15 protein-coding genes are annotated in these 14,355 nt (G+C 64.1%); 9 read left to right on the top strand and 6 right to left on the bottom strand.

Features of this window, described 5'->3' with window-relative positions; all coding sequences use genetic code 11:
* The first annotated feature begins 1 nt into the window (after position 1).
* The 7 genes from QN239_RS11390 to QN239_RS11360 all read left to right on the top strand — a co-directional run bounded on the left by QN239_RS11390 (position 2) and on the right by QN239_RS11360 (position 5,569).
* Positions 2 to 604 carry a TetR/AcrR family transcriptional regulator gene (locus QN239_RS11390; RefSeq protein ID WP_499010363.1) on the top strand — a complete coding sequence of 201 codons (603 nt, stop codon included), beginning with the start codon at positions 2 to 4 and terminating at the stop codon, positions 602 to 604.
* Positions 605 to 727: 123 nt separating this feature from the next.
* Positions 728 to 2,272: a nitric oxide reductase activation protein NorD gene (locus tag QN239_RS11385; protein ID WP_499010361.1), complete on the top strand. Its 1,545-nt coding sequence runs from the start codon at positions 728 to 730 to the stop codon at positions 2,270 to 2,272.
* On the top strand, positions 2,269 to 3,093 hold the full coding sequence (locus QN239_RS11380; protein WP_499010359.1) for a CbbQ/NirQ/NorQ/GpvN family protein: 825 nt from the start codon (positions 2,269 to 2,271) through the stop codon (positions 3,091 to 3,093). Before QN239_RS11385 ends, QN239_RS11380 begins: the two co-directional genes overlap by 4 nt.
* Positions 3,086 to 3,217 carry a hypothetical protein gene (locus QN239_RS11375; RefSeq protein WP_263988211.1) on the top strand — a complete coding sequence of 44 codons (132 nt, stop codon included), beginning with the start codon at positions 3,086 to 3,088 and terminating at the stop codon, positions 3,215 to 3,217. The genes QN239_RS11380 and QN239_RS11375 overlap by 8 nt, the downstream gene beginning before the upstream one ends.
* Positions 3,202 to 3,900 (top strand): hypothetical protein, encoded by a 699-nt coding sequence (locus QN239_RS11370; protein ID WP_499010357.1) that lies wholly within the window; start codon positions 3,202 to 3,204, stop codon positions 3,898 to 3,900. Before QN239_RS11375 ends, QN239_RS11370 begins: the two co-directional genes overlap by 16 nt.
* 10 nt (positions 3,901 to 3,910) lie before the next feature.
* Entirely contained in the window at positions 3,911 to 4,315 is a 405-nt protein-coding gene (locus tag QN239_RS11365; RefSeq protein WP_090353067.1) for a hypothetical protein, read from the top strand.
* Positions 4,316 to 5,569, top strand: a complete 1,254-nt coding sequence (locus QN239_RS11360; protein ID WP_499010355.1) for a cytochrome P450 — start codon at positions 4,316 to 4,318, stop codon at positions 5,567 to 5,569. It abuts the gene before it with no gap.
* A 252-nt stretch (positions 5,570 to 5,821) separates the two neighbouring features.
* On the opposite strand, the gene QN239_RS11355 is transcribed toward QN239_RS11360, so the two are convergent.
* From QN239_RS11355 to QN239_RS11330, 6 genes are all read right to left on the bottom strand, one after another.
* The gene (locus QN239_RS11355; RefSeq protein ID WP_499010354.1) at positions 5,822 to 6,766 is read right to left on the bottom strand and encodes an amidohydrolase family protein; all 945 of its coding nucleotides are present in this window, start codon (positions 6,764 to 6,766) and stop codon (positions 5,822 to 5,824) included.
* A gap of 88 nt (positions 6,767 to 6,854) precedes the next feature.
* Complete coding sequence (locus tag QN239_RS11350) at positions 6,855 to 7,772, bottom strand: alpha/beta hydrolase (RefSeq protein ID WP_499010352.1); 918 nt, start codon at positions 7,770 to 7,772, stop codon at positions 6,855 to 6,857.
* Positions 7,773 to 7,931: 159 nt separating this feature from the next.
* A complete protein-coding gene (locus QN239_RS11345; protein WP_499010351.1) occupies positions 7,932 to 9,194 on the bottom strand; it encodes a fatty acid desaturase family protein in 1,263 nt (420 codons plus the stop codon).
* 113 nt (positions 9,195 to 9,307) lie between these two features.
* The gene (locus tag QN239_RS11340) at positions 9,308 to 10,330 is read right to left on the bottom strand and encodes a VOC family protein (RefSeq protein ID WP_499010350.1); all 1,023 of its coding nucleotides are present in this window, start codon (positions 10,328 to 10,330) and stop codon (positions 9,308 to 9,310) included.
* A 5-nt stretch (positions 10,331 to 10,335) separates the two neighbouring features.
* Positions 10,336 to 11,211, bottom strand: a complete 876-nt coding sequence (locus tag QN239_RS11335; protein WP_499010348.1) for an alpha/beta fold hydrolase — start codon at positions 11,209 to 11,211, stop codon at positions 10,336 to 10,338.
* Positions 11,208 to 12,812, bottom strand: a complete 1,605-nt coding sequence (locus QN239_RS11330; RefSeq protein WP_499010346.1) for a bifunctional 3-(3-hydroxy-phenyl)propionate/3-hydroxycinnamic acid hydroxylase — start codon at positions 12,810 to 12,812, stop codon at positions 11,208 to 11,210. Before QN239_RS11330 ends, QN239_RS11335 begins: the two co-directional genes overlap by 4 nt.
* 108 nt (positions 12,813 to 12,920) lie before the next feature.
* Between QN239_RS11330 and QN239_RS11325 the strand changes: the two genes are divergently transcribed.
* The gene (locus tag QN239_RS11325) at positions 12,921 to 13,559 is read left to right on the top strand and encodes a TetR/AcrR family transcriptional regulator (protein WP_499010345.1); all 639 of its coding nucleotides are present in this window, start codon (positions 12,921 to 12,923) and stop codon (positions 13,557 to 13,559) included.
* On the top strand, positions 13,559 to 14,347 hold the full coding sequence (locus QN239_RS11320) for a 2-keto-4-pentenoate hydratase (protein WP_499010343.1): 789 nt from the start codon (positions 13,559 to 13,561) through the stop codon (positions 14,345 to 14,347). Before QN239_RS11325 ends, QN239_RS11320 begins: the two co-directional genes overlap by 1 nt.
* Positions 14,348 to 14,355 lie beyond the last annotated feature (8 nt).

The following is a 14,355-nucleotide window of genomic DNA, read 5'->3' as shown; positions in this document are numbered from 1 at the left end:
GATGACACCTCCGGCCAGGCAGTCGACGCGCGAGCAGCGTCGACGACAGACCCGCGAACGGATACTCGGTGCCGCCATCGCCGAGTTCACCTCATCAGGGATGGCGCATGCCGACATCGACACCATCGCGACCGCGGCCGGCGTGGCGCACGGGACGTTCTTCTTCCACTTCCCCAGCAAGGAGCACGTGCTGCTGGAACTGGAGGCCCGCGAGGAAGCACGCATGGCCACCGAATTCGGCCGCTACCTCGACGGGGCGCACGATCTTGCCGGCACCCTGGACCACGTCGTGGCGCTGATTACCGGGCTCGAACGCCGGCTGGGTCCGTCGCTGTTCAAAGAGTTTCTTGCCCTGCACTTTTCGCCGACCCGTCCCGCTGCCGACGAATGGACCGATCACCCGTTGATCGTACTGCTGGTCCGGGAGATCGAGCGCGCCCGCGGTGACGGGAAGGTACCACACGAAGTCGACGCGTTCTACAGCGCGACGTTCTTCCTGCTGGGCATCTACGGGGTCCTCACCACCACATCGAACACCGACTCACGCGGCGCCATGCTGACCGGTTTGGTGACCACCGCACTACGCGGACTCGAAGCCCGATAAGAAAGGAATCCGACGTGGACTGGATCTGGGAGATACTCCGTTACGTCGCCGCCTGGGGCGGAACAGGTTTGATCATCTGGTTCTGGTACTGGATGTTCTCCAACATCGGCACGTTCTGACCCGATGACATCCGACCTGGCCGAGACAGGCACGGACCACACAGCGATGGCGACCGAACGCAGTTGCGCGGTGACCGCGGTGGCACTCAGCGACGGGCGCCGCACGGGCGCCCGCCTGCTCACTGGTCACCATCGCGGATTCGGGTTGAACAGTCAGCTCGACACCCTCTACGTGCCCTACCCGCCGCGCCGGGCCTGGACCCGGCGGACACTCACCTGCGGTGTGGCACTGCAGTGTTCGCCGTCCAAGGAGCGATTGCTCGCTTACCGGATCAGTGAACTCTCGACTCGTGAGCTCACCGCGCTCACCCTCGTCGAAGCCGGTGTCGCGCTGGGCTGGGTCGCCGAATTCTGGCCCGGCCTGCTCCCCGACCTGCGCAGGGCGCTGCCCACCCTCGAACCCACCCCGGCCGCGACGGCCGCCGAGGAGATGCTCAACCGCGCGATCGCACTGGCGCGTTCGGCGCAACCCCTGGTCATCGATCCCCTGCTGGGCAGCCTGCCGCGGGCGTACACCCTGCCGCGAGGGCTCTCGGACAAGCTGCGCCGGACGTTCGGGCGGATGCCCTGGACCAGCGACCAGAAACGGTTGCCTCGACCGTATTCGGTCCCTGTCGGCGGTGACGGCGGTGTCCGCAACTCCAATCTGCCTCCGGCCAGCCGGCCACAGGACAACGACCTCGACATCACGCCCGAGCATCGCCCGGGTATCCCCTACCCGGAGTGGAACTCCTGGACCGGATCCTTCATGACCGACCATGTGGCCGTGGTCGAACGAGCGCATCCGGGCACCGACAGGCGTGCCCGCCCCGTCGGCGTCGACGTACGGAAGTGGTTCGAGGAGAACACCCATCGCACGATGCACAACCGGCTGGAGGACGGATCCGACCTCGATGTCGAGCAGTACGTCGAGCACTACATCGACGTCGCGGCCGGCGAGGCGGACGAACCGCGTCTCTTCCGGGAGCTGCTGCCCAGCAGCCGTGATGTGACCACCGCCCTGCTGCTGGATGGCAGCTCCTCGCTGGGCGTGCACGGCGGCCATATCTTCACCCTCGAGTTGGCCTGCGCCGATGCCTTGTCCCGGGCCATGGCCTCGGCGCGGGAACGGCACGGCATCTTCGTGTTCACCGGTAACACCCGGCACCGCGTCGAAGTCAGCTGTCTCAAGGACTTCGGCGACCGGCGCATCATCACGCCCGGCGGGCTGGGCCTGTCCACCGGCGGCTACACCAGGCTCGGCGCGCCGCTGCGCCATCTGACCAGCCGTCTGCTCGCTCAGCCATCCGAGCGCAGACAGCTCATCGTCATCGGTGACGGCTTGATCTCCGACGAGGGATATGAGGGGCGCTACGCCTGGGCTGATTCGGCGCATGCGGTCGAGGAGGCTCGCGACGCCGGAGTCGCGATGTACTACATCGGCATCGGACCGGTACGCGTCGACCCGTTGCCGGAAGTCTTCGGGCCCAAGCGGTCCCAGCGCATCCGCCGGATCGAAGAACTGCCCCGTGTCCTCGCCCACGTCCACCGGGAGCTGGTCGCCGCGTGAATACAGATACCTACTTCGCGAATGCCAACGAGGTTCAGCTGTTCGAGCAGGCCTACCACCGGCGGCTGCCCGTCATGCTCACCGGCCCCACGGGCTGCGGTAAGACGCGCCTGGTCGAACACATGGGATCGCTGTTGGGGCGGCAGGTCGTCACCATCAGCTGTCATGACGACCTCACCAGTTCGGACCTGGTGGGCCGGTTCATGGTGACCGGCGGTGACGTGGTGTGGACCGACGGCCCGCTGACCAGAGCGGTGAAGACCGGCGCCATCTGCTATCTCGACGAAGTGGTGGAGGCCAGACACGATTCCCTGGCCATCCTGCATTCGCTCACCGACCACCGTCGCGCGCTGTACCTGGACCGAGCCGGTGAAGTGGTGGAGGCTCCCGCCACCTTCATGCTGGTGTGCTCCTACAACCCCGCCTATCGCAGCTCGCTGAAGGAACTCAAACCCTCCTTCCGGCAACGGTTCGTCACCCTCCCGATGCGGTATCTGCCCCCGGGACGCGAAGCCGAGGTGATCGTGGCCGAGACCCAGGTCGGTCATCCGACGGCCGAGCGCTTGGTGCGCTGCGCCACCGCGATCCGCACCGCCGACGAAGCCTTCCACTTCGAGCCGCCGTCCACCCGCGTGCTCGTCACCGCGGCGCAGCTGATCGCCGCCGGTGCAACAGAACTGGACGCCGCGCAGGCCTGCATCTTGGCACCGCTGTCCAGCGACGGCGCCATCACCGAAGGGCTGCTGGAGGTCGCCTCGGCGTGCCTGTCCAGTGCCGATACCGAAAGCCCCCGCGAGAAAGGAATCACCGCCCGTGGTTGACCAGAAAGAGAAGAATCGCAAGAAGGCGCTCATCGTCCTGCAGATCGTCATCTACGGCTACCTGCTGGCGATGTTCGGGATCCAGCTGTACATGTCCTTCGCCCGCGGATGGTGGGACCTGTGACGCGCTCGCAGGCGTCCGTGGGCCTGGAGGAACATCACGACGAATCCCGTTCGGCGCAGCGGCGCGCCGACAAATGGATGATCGTCGGCGCCGCCCTGATGGGCATGTGGGCTCCCGGTTTGATCGGCTTCCCCATCTTCATGCAGGGGGCGTGGCTGCAGCGCCAGGCCCTGCGCTCCGGCCTTTCCGTGCGGCCGATGATCGTCACGCTGATCGGGTACCTGACCCTGATCGACGGCATGCTCAACAGTCTGGGCTGGGCACTGGACCTGGTCGCCAACCACACGCTGATCAACCGGGTCCTGATGATCGGCTGGGGCAACATGTTCGACGCCGGCTACTTCTGGCATTACAACGAACTGTGGGTGGGCGGTGCCGCCGGCCCCGGCGAGAAGTCGATGGTCTTCGGCATGATCATCACCGTCTTCGCGATGCGCTGCGCGGCCGCCATCGGCTTCCTGCAGATGAAGCGCTGGGGCCACCAGTACATGGTCATCACCTGCTGGATGGGCGTCGTGATCTGGTGCGTCTACGTGTTCAACATGACGATGTTCGCCGACGTCCGCTTCGCCGGCGTGGTGTTCCCCGTCATCGGCTGGTGGCTCTACGACATCTTCTACATCACCCCCTTCCTCGCGATCCCGTACCTGCACACGGTGAACCGCGAAATCTTCACGGACTAAAGGAGAAACTGTGACCGCACCAGCGAGCACCGACGACAAGGCCGACGATCTTCCGCCCGGCACCACGCCCTATTACGCCCGCATGCACACCTGGATCAAGCGCGCGGTGCTCGTGTGCTTGGTGGCGCTCGTGCTCGAAGGCGCCTTCACCTTGCCGTTCATGGCCATCTACTACGGCTACCCCACCTTGAGCCTCACCCAGATCTGCAGCGAACTGCTCAAGGTGCGCTATTCCGATGACACCCTCGAATGCAAGGTGCCCTACCCGGCGTTCGGGCCGCCCGAGGGCGCCGAAGGCAAGGACACCGCCCAGGATCAATGGGGTATCCAGCCGGTGCCGAAGTACCACCGGATCGGCTTCCGCGAACTTGTCCGCATCCACGATCAGCGGGTGGCCCGGGAGCAGGGGCATTAGATGACGACCTCACCGGAAAGCCATGCGCAGAACTGGGATCTACGGCACCCGGACTTCAATGACAACGACCTGCTGTACGACGTCTACACCGTGATGCGCCAGGGGTGTCCCTTCCCGCACACCGACACCCCGTTTCTCGCCGACACTCCCGGCGGGGCCTGGATCGCGGTGAACTACGACGACTGCTACCGGATCGCCCAGGACTGGGAACATTTCTCCAACAATCCGGCTCCGGGATCGGCCGACTTCGTCATCGGCGACCTGGTGGTGATGATGGATCCGCCGCGGCAGCAGAAACTCCGCAGAGTGCTCAACCCGTACTTCTCGCCGGCTCAGATGAAGGCGCTGCGGCCGCAGATCACCACCGAAACCGATCTGCTCATCGACGATTTCATCGGTGCCGGAGCCGGGAACCTGGCCCGGGTCGCCTGGCGGCAGCCCGGAATCGTGCTGTTCAAGTACCTGCTGGGCATTCCCGCCGACGATGTCGGGGCCTGTTTTCAACTCACCGACGACGCCCTCAACGGGGCGACCGAGGACATCCGGATGGCGGCTTGGGGTGGGCTGTATCAGTACATCCACGACGCCGTCACGACCCGCATCGGCCAACCGTCGCGCGGAGACATGATCGATATCCTGCTGGCCGCCGAGATCGACGGGGAGAGGCTGCCTATCGAGGATGCCGTTGGCAATGCGATGCTGCTCGTCCAGGCCGGGCTGGAGACCACCGCCAGCGCAATGTCTTTCGCCTTCCACCACCTGGCCACCCATCCGGGTGAGCGTGACCGTCTCGCCGCGGACCCCGACCTGCTCCCCCGTGCGGTGGAGGAACTCATCCGCTACGCGGGGTCGATCCACGGGCTGCACCGGACCGTCGCCAAGGATGTCGAACTGAGCGGGCACACCTTCCACGCCGGCGACACGGTGGTGGTCAACTTCGCTGCCGCGAACCGCGACGACAGCGTGTTCCCCGACGCGGACCGCTGCGTGCTCGATCGCCGGGAGAACCGTCACCTTGGCTTCGGTGCGGGTGTGCACCGTTGTCTGGGCTCCAACCTGGCGCGCCTGGAGTTCCAGATCGGGGTCGAGCGGGTGCTGTCACGCCTGTCCGACTTCCGGCTGGCGACCGGTGCCCGTCCGGACTTTCACGGCAATTCGATCACACGTGGATTTCGTTCTGTCCCTGTGGAGTTCAGTCCTGGGATACGTCGGCATCCACAAGTTCCTGCCGGCCGGCCAAAACGACTCCTCTGATCACGGAACTGGTCGACGGCGGTTGTCGGTCAGAATTCTTGATCCCCGGACGGCGTTCGGGTTCTTACACGGCTCACTGGATGTCAACGTCTCGCTTCCAGCCAGCATCGTAGGGCAAATGCAATCTGCTCGAAATGCCATGCGGTACCTAAGCGGTGGTGGTCGATGCGGTGGCCCACTCCACGATAGATGCCGCCGGTGACAGTGGCTGCTTGAGCGACTGCGCGGACACAGGAACGTGGGCACCAGCCATTATTCGACCGGCCGAATGAAGCGCGGGAACAGCGACAACGCCGTGCTTTCGTTGATGGCGGCGAGGCCGGCGGCATCGATGTGGGTATAGGCGTCCAGGTTTGTCGAGAACCAGTTCGCCGCGGCCAGGGGTGCGAACGGCCAATCGGACCCGAAGGTGATGTGGCCTGGGTGGGCGAAAGCGAGCAGGGTCGGCAGCGCCGCCGGGCTGGAGGACAGCGCCGTATCGAAGTAGAAGGTCGCGAATTCGTCGAGGATGTCCGCGACGCTACGTCCGGTGTCGGCCGAGATCGGCAGCGACATCCGATGTGACGCGTAGGGCACGAATCCCCCGCCGTGACTGAGTATGAATCGGATATTCGGATAGGTTTGGCGAATTCCGTTGCGCACAAGTAAGTACGCCGCACGTGTGGTATCGAGCAGGAAGTCGGCCGCGAACGGCGGCAGGTGCCGGATTGTCGGTCCGGGCAGGTCGGCGGGATGTATGAGCACCTTGGCCTCGCGCTCGTCGAGTGCGGCGAACAGTTCGTCGTAACCCTCTTCACCCAGATAGACGCCGGCGCTGTTTGCCAGCAATACCACGCCATCGGCGTGCAACTCGTCGAGTGCCCGTATCGATTCGGCGACCGCGGCAGCTCTGTGCGGCAAGGGAACTGTGGCAAGGAACCCAAACCTCCGTGGCCACTTCGTCACCAGATCGGCCGTGTAGTCGTTGAGGTCACGTGCTAGTGCAGCGGCATCGCCGCCGTCGGTCAGAAAGGTGGTACCGGGAGTCGACACCGAGAGGATCGCAGCGCTGACGCCCAGCACGTCCATCGCCTCAAGCGACGCATCCGCGCTCCACTCAGGCAGCGCTCGTCCACCCGCCTCGACCACGCCTGCCTTGTGGAGTACGGCCCGATAGAACGGAGGGATCACATGGTGGTGGGTGTCGATGCGCGACATGAGTGCACGTCCTGTCAGTTGTCAATGGCGAGGTTGGTGTGAGCGCGCACGGATCTCCGGTGCAGCTGAGAGGTTTGTGCGGTGTGTCCTATGAGGCAGGCCGATGCGGTAGCGGACCAAATGCGGAGGCGACAGCGGCAAGGCGGCATTCTTCGGCGAAGGCAAGCTCGTGAAGGTAGAAAGCGCGGGCGGCGTAGTTAGCGCTCAGCTGATGGCCTGCGAAACGTTGCCGGCGAACCTCGACCAGCGCTGCCGTGGTGAAGAGTTTCTGCAATGCCTGCAGGTCTGGCGGCGTCGATGACCACCGGTCGTCGTATTCCGCGATCGCGACTCGTACGGGAACCGAGATCGATCCGGCGACCAGGTCGAGTCGTTGCGGCCATTGAAGCGCGTCGTGTAGTTCCCCTACAGGGGCTGGCGCAGAAGTCTCGAGCAACGATTGCGCAGTCTGCGGCGGCCACGTCCATTCGGGGCCGAAGACGACGGTGCTCCGACCACGCGGATCGATATGGGTCGACGCTTCGCGATCCATGCGGACTTGGAGTTCCGTAGCGAAGCCGGGAATCCAGTGGTAGCCGGCGCTATGGGCGCTGACTCCGAGCAGCGGGAAGTTGCCGTTCTCCGCGGCAAGGCACAGTGCCAGCATTCCGCCGATCGAGTTTCCGGTGAGGACCACCCCAGCGCTCTCGCCGCCGATCCGAGCCCAGAGGTCCGCGATGGCGGTTCGCAGGATGGCGATCTGTTCGTCGAAGCAGGTTTTGTCTGGGTTGATTCCGGAACTTGCTCCATATCCTGGCCGATCGACCGCGACTGCGGCGAAGCCCAGTTGTGCAGCCAGATCCAAGTATGAAGAATCACCTGGGATGCGTTGATCGTAGATTCGAGACGTGACCGAGCCACCGTGCAGCGCAACAATCAGTGCACGCGGCCGATTTTCCGGTTTGACGTAGATTCCTGATAACACGATGTCATCGACGTCGACCGAGATCGGAACGATGTTCATCATCCTTCTTTCCATCGAGTTCGGCGGGCGAGTTGGGCGAGCCGCAGGATCGGCAGCGCCGACAGCGTCTGCCTCACCAATTCCCAGATCTTGCCTTCCTGCCGCCGGACAGTCTGTGCTGCAACGCGTTTACTGGTGAAGGACCGATATTCGGTGTCCGGTTCAGGCGCCGTGCGATCCTCGCTTCAGGCGTCTCCTGCTCGATCGGCGCACGGTGTCGATCGCGGTCTTCAGGCCACGGCGACGCCCGGTCGCGGGATCGATCACCCCGTAACCTTCGAGCTCGGCGAACATCCGCTCGCTGCGAGTCTCGGGTGCATTGTCGGCCGTGCCCTTCAGGAACTTCTCCGGCAGCGACAGCTTGGCGATGGTGCGCCACGTCTTGGCGTACTGCACCAGAAACGATCCCGTGGTGTAAGGCAGGTCGTACTTGTCGCACACCGCCCGCACCCGGATCGAGATCTCGTAGAGCCGGTTGCTCGGCAGGTCCGGATACAGGTGGTGCTCGATCTGGTGGCACAGGTTGCCACTCATGAAGCGCAGCACCGGGCCGTTCTCGAAGTTCGCACTGCCGAGCATCTGCCGCAGATACCACTGGCCGCGGCTCTCACCGGCCATGTCGGTCTTCGTGAACTTCTCTGCCCCATCGGGGAAATGACCGCAGAAGATCACCGCGTTGGCCCACACGTTGCGGATGACGTTGGCCACCGCAGTGGCCTTCAAGCTCGACTTGAAGGTCGCACCGGGTGACAACGACGTCAGCGCGGGCCACACCAGATAGTCCTTGACCAGCTGATGCCCAGCCTTGATACCGAACTCACGGACGCGGACGAGCGTGGCGTTGCGGTCGTCGCGGCCCTTGAAGATCTTGCCGAGCTCCAGGTGCTGCAGCCCCACACCCCACTCGAACAACGTGGCCAGCATGGTGTTGTAGAACAGGTTCAAGATATTGAACGGCTTCCAGCGCTGGTCGCGGGTGACGCGCAGCAACCCGAACCCGACGTCGTCATCCATGCCCAGGATGTTGGTGTACTTGTGGTGCATGAAGTTGTGGGTGAAGCGCCAATGCTTGGACGCGCCGCCCATGTCCCACTCCCACGACGAGGAGTGGATCTCCGGATCGTTCATCCAATCCCACTGGCCGTGCATGACGTTGTGGCCGATCTCCATGTTCTCGATGATCTTGGCCACGCCCAGGGTTACGGTGCCCGCCCACCATGCGGCACGCTTGGAACTCGCCGCGAGCATAACGCGGCCGGCGACGTCGAGCGCACGCTGCGCCGCGATGGTACGGCGGATATAGCGCGCATCGCGCCCGCCACGGGAGTCTTCGATGGCCTGACGGATCGCATCAAGTTCGATGCCCAGATTCTCGACATCGGTATCGGTCAGATGCGCGAACACGGGAACGTCGGTAACTGCCATTCTCACGGTCCTTTCTCCAGGTGGTCGGTGGCCGGGGATGCACGCAACCGACCGAGCGCCCGCCGCCAGTGCCCAGCCTTCGCGGCCATCGTGGCTTCCCACCCTGCGTTCGGTCAGTAGTCAGGGATTCCCTCGGACAGGGCCGGGACAGTGTCTTCTCGTTGTACGAGCGACTGCGCACCGATCTTGAACTGTGCGAGCTTGTCGAAGATCGTCTGCCCGTGGGCGGTGTGTCCCCAGATACTGATGCCTTGGTGCGTCGTCGGCTCCCAGACATCTTCGTTGTCGATCACGATGGGGTTCCATCCCACTTCCCATTCGAATCCCGACGGTGTGACCGCATAGAACGACAGTTCCTTGTCGTTGGTGTGTTGACCGATCGACAGGGCCACCCCGAATCCGTTCTCTGCCATCCGTTGATAGGCGGCCACCATGTCGTCGAGGGCGGCCACCTGGATGTTCACGTGCTGGATTCGGGTGCGAATAGGCTTGATGGGCAACCGATTCACCGAAGCGATGGCCACGCTGTGGTGACGTTCGTTCACTCGCAGGAATCGGATCTTGAATTTGAGTCCGCTGATGGTCTCGTCGATATAGTCCGACAGACGTGCGTCGAACACCGTCCGGTAGTAGCCGTGCATCTGGTGTGGGTGCTTGCTCACTATCGCCACATGCCCAAGTCCACTCTCGCCGGTGACGAATCCCTCTTTCGCCAGCAGCACCGGCGCGGTGTGGCTGACGTGCGGGCGCGTGTAGATCTCCTGTATGAGTCCATTGGGGCCTGCAAACCGGGCCAGCCTCTCGACGCCGCGCAGTGCGGCATCCTCGGCGCCACCTTCGGTCAACGCAACGCCATGTGCGGTGACGCGTGCTGCCACGGCGTCGAAGACATCATGGTCGTCGAGTTCCCAACCGAGGGCCGTGACATCTTCGGCGGGGCCGCGTTGCAGGAGGAATCGGCAACTGTGGTCGTCCAGCCGAAACCGCATGGTGTCGGACAGTGTTTCGTCTACCTGTAAGCCGACAGCATCGCGTCCGAATCTGCGCCAGTCGGCGAATCGCTGGGTTTCGATGACGACGTAACCGAGATGGACATCACCGAATATCGACTGCGAAGGGGTGAGGTTGCGGGTCACCGGTGTCACCCCCGAGCCAGCGTCGAGTCGGGCTGTAGGAAGTCGGTGACCAGTCGATTGAAGAGTGCTGCGCGTTCCCACTGCATCCAGTGGCCGGTGTGGGAGGTCATCACCAGTTCTGCGTTGGGCAGGGTGTTGAGCAGTGTGGGTCCGCCGTTGGGTCGATTGACCTTGTCGTCGCGGCCCCACAACACCAGTGTCGGGTTTGGCAGAGTCTTCAGCCGCGGGTCACGGGTGAGGTCCATCCGCCACAGGGTGCGCAGCGCCGTTGGCCCCGACGGGCGCCGAAGCGGAGGCGCTGCCACCACAGCGGGGTCGATGGACGCCAGGTAGCGCTGTTCGATGAGTTCATCGGGAACTGCGGCCCCGTCATACACGAGGTAGGTGCGGACGAACGACGCAAGCTTCTCGCGGCTGGGCCCTTCGCCACCGTAGTACGCGAACAGGCTTTTGAGGCCAGCCGTCGGGAGGGCGCGAGTTGTGCCTATCCCGCCGGGGCCCATCAGAACCAGTTTTCCGACACGGTTGGGTGTGTCGAGCGCAAGACGCAAGGCTGCCGCGCCGCCGTAGGAGTTGCCGACCAGATGTGCTGTGTCGATGTCGAGTTGGTGCAGCAGGCCCCGGATCATTGTTGCGAGGTAGCCGAACGGATCGGAATGGTCGAAGCTCTTGGTCGAGCGGCCGTATCCGGGCAGGTCGGGAACGATGACCCGGAAGTGCTGTGCGAGCGCGTCGATGTTGCGTGAATAGTTCGACACTCCCGACGCCCCTGGTCCACCGCCATGAAGCAGGACCACCGGCGTTCCGGTGCCGGACTCCACGTAGAAGATCGGGTTGCCCGCCACGGAGACGGTGTTTCCGAGGAGTGCGTGGCTTGTCATGCGGTGGCTCCGGTTCTGGTCGAGGGGGCGGCAGCGGCCTTGCCGCAGCCGGCTAGGCCGTACGGTGGCGGCGGCAGCGGCTCATCCGATTGGGCTGCGCCGTAGACGAATCCGTCGGGGCGCAGTACCACGGCCGCGGCCTTGTGGGTGGCCAGCCAGGTGTTCAATGCGCCAGTTCTGTCGACAACTGTGCCCGGCGCCGGGGGCACGGTGGCGGGATGCACTGCCACACTGGGCACTCCCAGCCGCTCCCAGCGTTGAGCACCGGACGGTTTCTGCCCCGTGTACAGCAGCGTCCAGCGACCGCCGATGATGTCGTCGAGCCGTGCCGTGGCGTGCTCACCGTCGACCACGAATGGTTGCGGTATCAGTCGACCGGTTGCGGGATGCGTACTTGTGGCGAAGAAGCCACGCGCGTAGTGCGGTTCGGGTACCCAGTAGAACCGCTGTCCCGCGCGTATCAAGCCCGGCACACGACTGAGCGTGCGCAGCACGTGATTGCGGACGGCAGCGACCCACTGGCGACGCTCGGTGATGACCCGGCCGACGAAGACGGCGCGGCGGGTCACCTCGGTAACGTGCGGCTGTCGTTCGACTTGATAGGAGTCCAGTAGTTCTTCGGATGCCTGCCCCCGCACCACTGCGGCCAGCTTCCAGCACAGATTGGCCACGTCTCGCACGCCGGCGCACATGCCCTGGCCGATCCACGGCGGCATCGCGTGCGCGGCGTCACCGGCCAGGAATACTCGTCCGGCCCGCCACCGGTCGGCCACACGTACGTGGTGACTGTAAATGACGGATCGCAGGATCTTCACGTGCTGCTCGGTGATGCCCTGATCGTTGAGGACCTTCCAGATCGATTCGGGTTGAAGAAGGGTGCGATCGTCCTCACCGGCCAGGGCGGGGAACTCCCAACGATGATGTCCCAGGGGCGTGGGGCAATCGACGGTGGGGCGAGCGGGGTTGCAGTGAAACCGCAGCGCGTCGTGGTTCTCCCACGGTTGCAGCATCTCGGTATCGATGACCACCCACCGTTCGGCGTAGGTGCGCCCCGCATAGCCGATGCCGAGTTGACCTCGGATTGCCGACCCGCCACCGTCTGCGGCGATCACATACGACGCGGTCAGCCGTTTGAAGGTGTCGGTCTTCAGGTCGGCCAACATCAACTCGACCTTGTCCCCCTTGGTCAACACCCGCAAACACTCGTGCTCCAGCAGCACTTCGATATTGGGAAAACGCCCCACACCCTCGCGCAGGACCTGATCCACCGCCGGCTGGTAGATGAACTGTTGAGGCGCGTGCCCCGATCCGCGGGGGGTCAGTGCCAGTTGGACGAACGGTCTACCCGCGGCGTCCACAAATGTCAGCGGACGGTTGGGCAGCATGTCGCCCTGCAACTGTTCGGCCAACCCCACCGACTGCCATATCCGCAGCACTTCCTCATCAATCGAGATGGCCCGGGCACGACCGAAGATGTCCGGATCACGCTCCAGAACAACGACTTTGAGACCTAGTTGACCGAGGAGATTGGCGGCCGTCGCGCCCGACGGACCGTAACCGACAATCGCGACGTCGTAGTTCTTTTCCTCAGCCAAGGCCATCCTCGTTCACCAGATCCATCGTGTAGTGATCACTACGGTAATGTAGTGATCGATACGGTAGAGTGTTACGGAAGCCACGTCAACCCCCCGAACGCGAGGAGCGTCACCATGCCAACCGAGAAGCCGCAACGCCAGAACACCCGGCGGCACAGGCTCGACGGCGCGGCGTCACGCGTGCGAATCGTCGACGCTGCCGCGGAGATTGCGGCCGAACGCGGTTACGAAGGCACCGGTATCGCCGCGGTCAGCGCGAAGTGCGGGCTGCCGGCGAGTTCGATCTACTGGCATTTCAAGGACAAGGACGACCTGATCGCCGCAGTTATCGAGCGGAGCTACGACGAATGGCTTCGAAGCTGGCAGTTGCCCGACGAGGGTTCACCACTGGACCGGCTGGTGGCCATGGTGACGCAGATCGCCAAGGCACTCTCGGATTCGCCGGACTTCTTGCGACTGGGGCTCATGCTGTCACTGGAGCGACGTCCAGTCGAACCGCGAGCGCGGTCGATGTTCCTCGAGGTACGCGCCAATGCGGTTGACAACGTTTCCCGCGCCATCGCCGATCTCGTACCCGGGCTCACCGCGGCCCAAATCCGTCAACTGTCGACCTATGCGGTGGCCGGCGCCGACGGACTGTTTATCGCCAAGGAAATTGATGGCGACGCTCTCGATTTGGTGGCGATGTTCGAACAGCATGCGCTGGCGCTGTACGGGCTCGCGGAGCGCATGGCGAGCGAGAACACGCAGTAATGGCATTGAGCGACAACATGATCAACACCGCCGCGGCGGTGTTGGAGACCGCGCAGAGAAGCCGGGTCCCGGCTCCACCACTCACCGAGTCCTATCCCGGATTCAACCAGGGCGACGCCTACGCGGTTCAGCGGGTCAACCTACGCCGCAGGCTGGAGCAAGGGCGCGTCGTCGTTGGCCACAAGGTCGGGTTGACCTCGGCGGCAATGCAACAGCTCCTCGGCGTCGATCAGCCTGATTTCGGCTACATCCTCGATGACATGGTCGTGCCCGACAACGCTGTCGTCGCGGCCGACCAGTTCTGCGCTCCCCGGGTGGAACCCGAGGTGGCGTTTCTGCTCCGAGCTCCACTGCGCGGTCCCCATGTCACTATCGAAGAGGTGTATGAGGCCACAGAGTCGGTGGCCTCAGCACTGGAAATCGTCGACAGCCGCATCGCGGACTGGCGGATCACCCTGCCTGATACCGTCGCCGACAACGCCAGCTCCGGCGCGGTGGTTCTAGGCACTTGGGTGCCCTACCATCACCACCTCGATCTGCCCGGGCTCGGCGCATCACTGCTGATCAACGGAGTTGAAACCGATACCGGCATGGGGACAGCGGTGATGGGTGACCCCGCTGCGGCAGTGACCTGGCTCGCCAACGCACTGGCCGCGTTCTCGGTGACCATCGAGCCCGGACAGTTCGTGATGTCCGGCTCGTTCACCTCCGCGCGCTTCATCCACGCGGGCGACACCGTCACCACCGATATCACCGGGCTCGGCGCGGTCTCACTCAGGTTCAGCTGAAGGATTGA

The sequence above is a fragment of the Mycolicibacterium sp. Y3 genome, assembly GCF_051188035.1.
GTDB lineage: Bacteria > Actinomycetota > Actinomycetes > Mycobacteriales > Mycobacteriaceae > Mycobacterium > Mycobacterium fluoranthenivorans.
The sequence above is the reverse complement of the archived record's forward strand: the minus strand, read 5'-3'. Positions and strand labels throughout refer to the sequence as shown.

Coding starts and splice junctions, on each gene's coding strand:
- QN239_RS11390 (WP_499010363.1), top strand. CDS start 2: ATGACACCTCCGGCCAGGCAGTCGACGCGCGAGCAGCGTCGACGACAG.
- QN239_RS11385 (WP_499010361.1), top strand. CDS start 728: ATGACATCCGACCTGGCCGAGACAGGCACGGACCACACAGCGATGGCG.
- QN239_RS11370 (WP_499010357.1), top strand. CDS start 3,202: ATGGTGGGACCTGTGACGCGCTCGCAGGCGTCCGTGGGCCTGGAGGAA.
- QN239_RS11360 (WP_499010355.1), top strand. CDS start 4,316: ATGACGACCTCACCGGAAAGCCATGCGCAGAACTGGGATCTACGGCAC.
- QN239_RS11355 (WP_499010354.1), bottom strand. CDS start 6,766: ATGTCGCGCATCGACACCCACCACCATGTGATCCCTCCGTTCTATCGG.
- QN239_RS11350 (WP_499010352.1), bottom strand. CDS start 7,772: ATGATGAACATCGTTCCGATCTCGGTCGACGTCGATGACATCGTGTTA.
- QN239_RS11345 (WP_499010351.1), bottom strand. CDS start 9,194: ATGGCAGTTACCGACGTTCCCGTGTTCGCGCATCTGACCGATACCGAT.
- QN239_RS11335 (WP_499010348.1), bottom strand. CDS start 11,211: ATGACAAGCCACGCACTCCTCGGAAACACCGTCTCCGTGGCGGGCAAC.
- QN239_RS11330 (WP_499010346.1), bottom strand. CDS start 12,812: ATGGCCTTGGCTGAGGAAAAGAACTACGACGTCGCGATTGTCGGTTAC.
- QN239_RS11325 (WP_499010345.1), top strand. CDS start 12,921: ATGCCAACCGAGAAGCCGCAACGCCAGAACACCCGGCGGCACAGGCTC.
- QN239_RS11320 (WP_499010343.1), top strand. CDS start 13,559: ATGGCATTGAGCGACAACATGATCAACACCGCCGCGGCGGTGTTGGAG.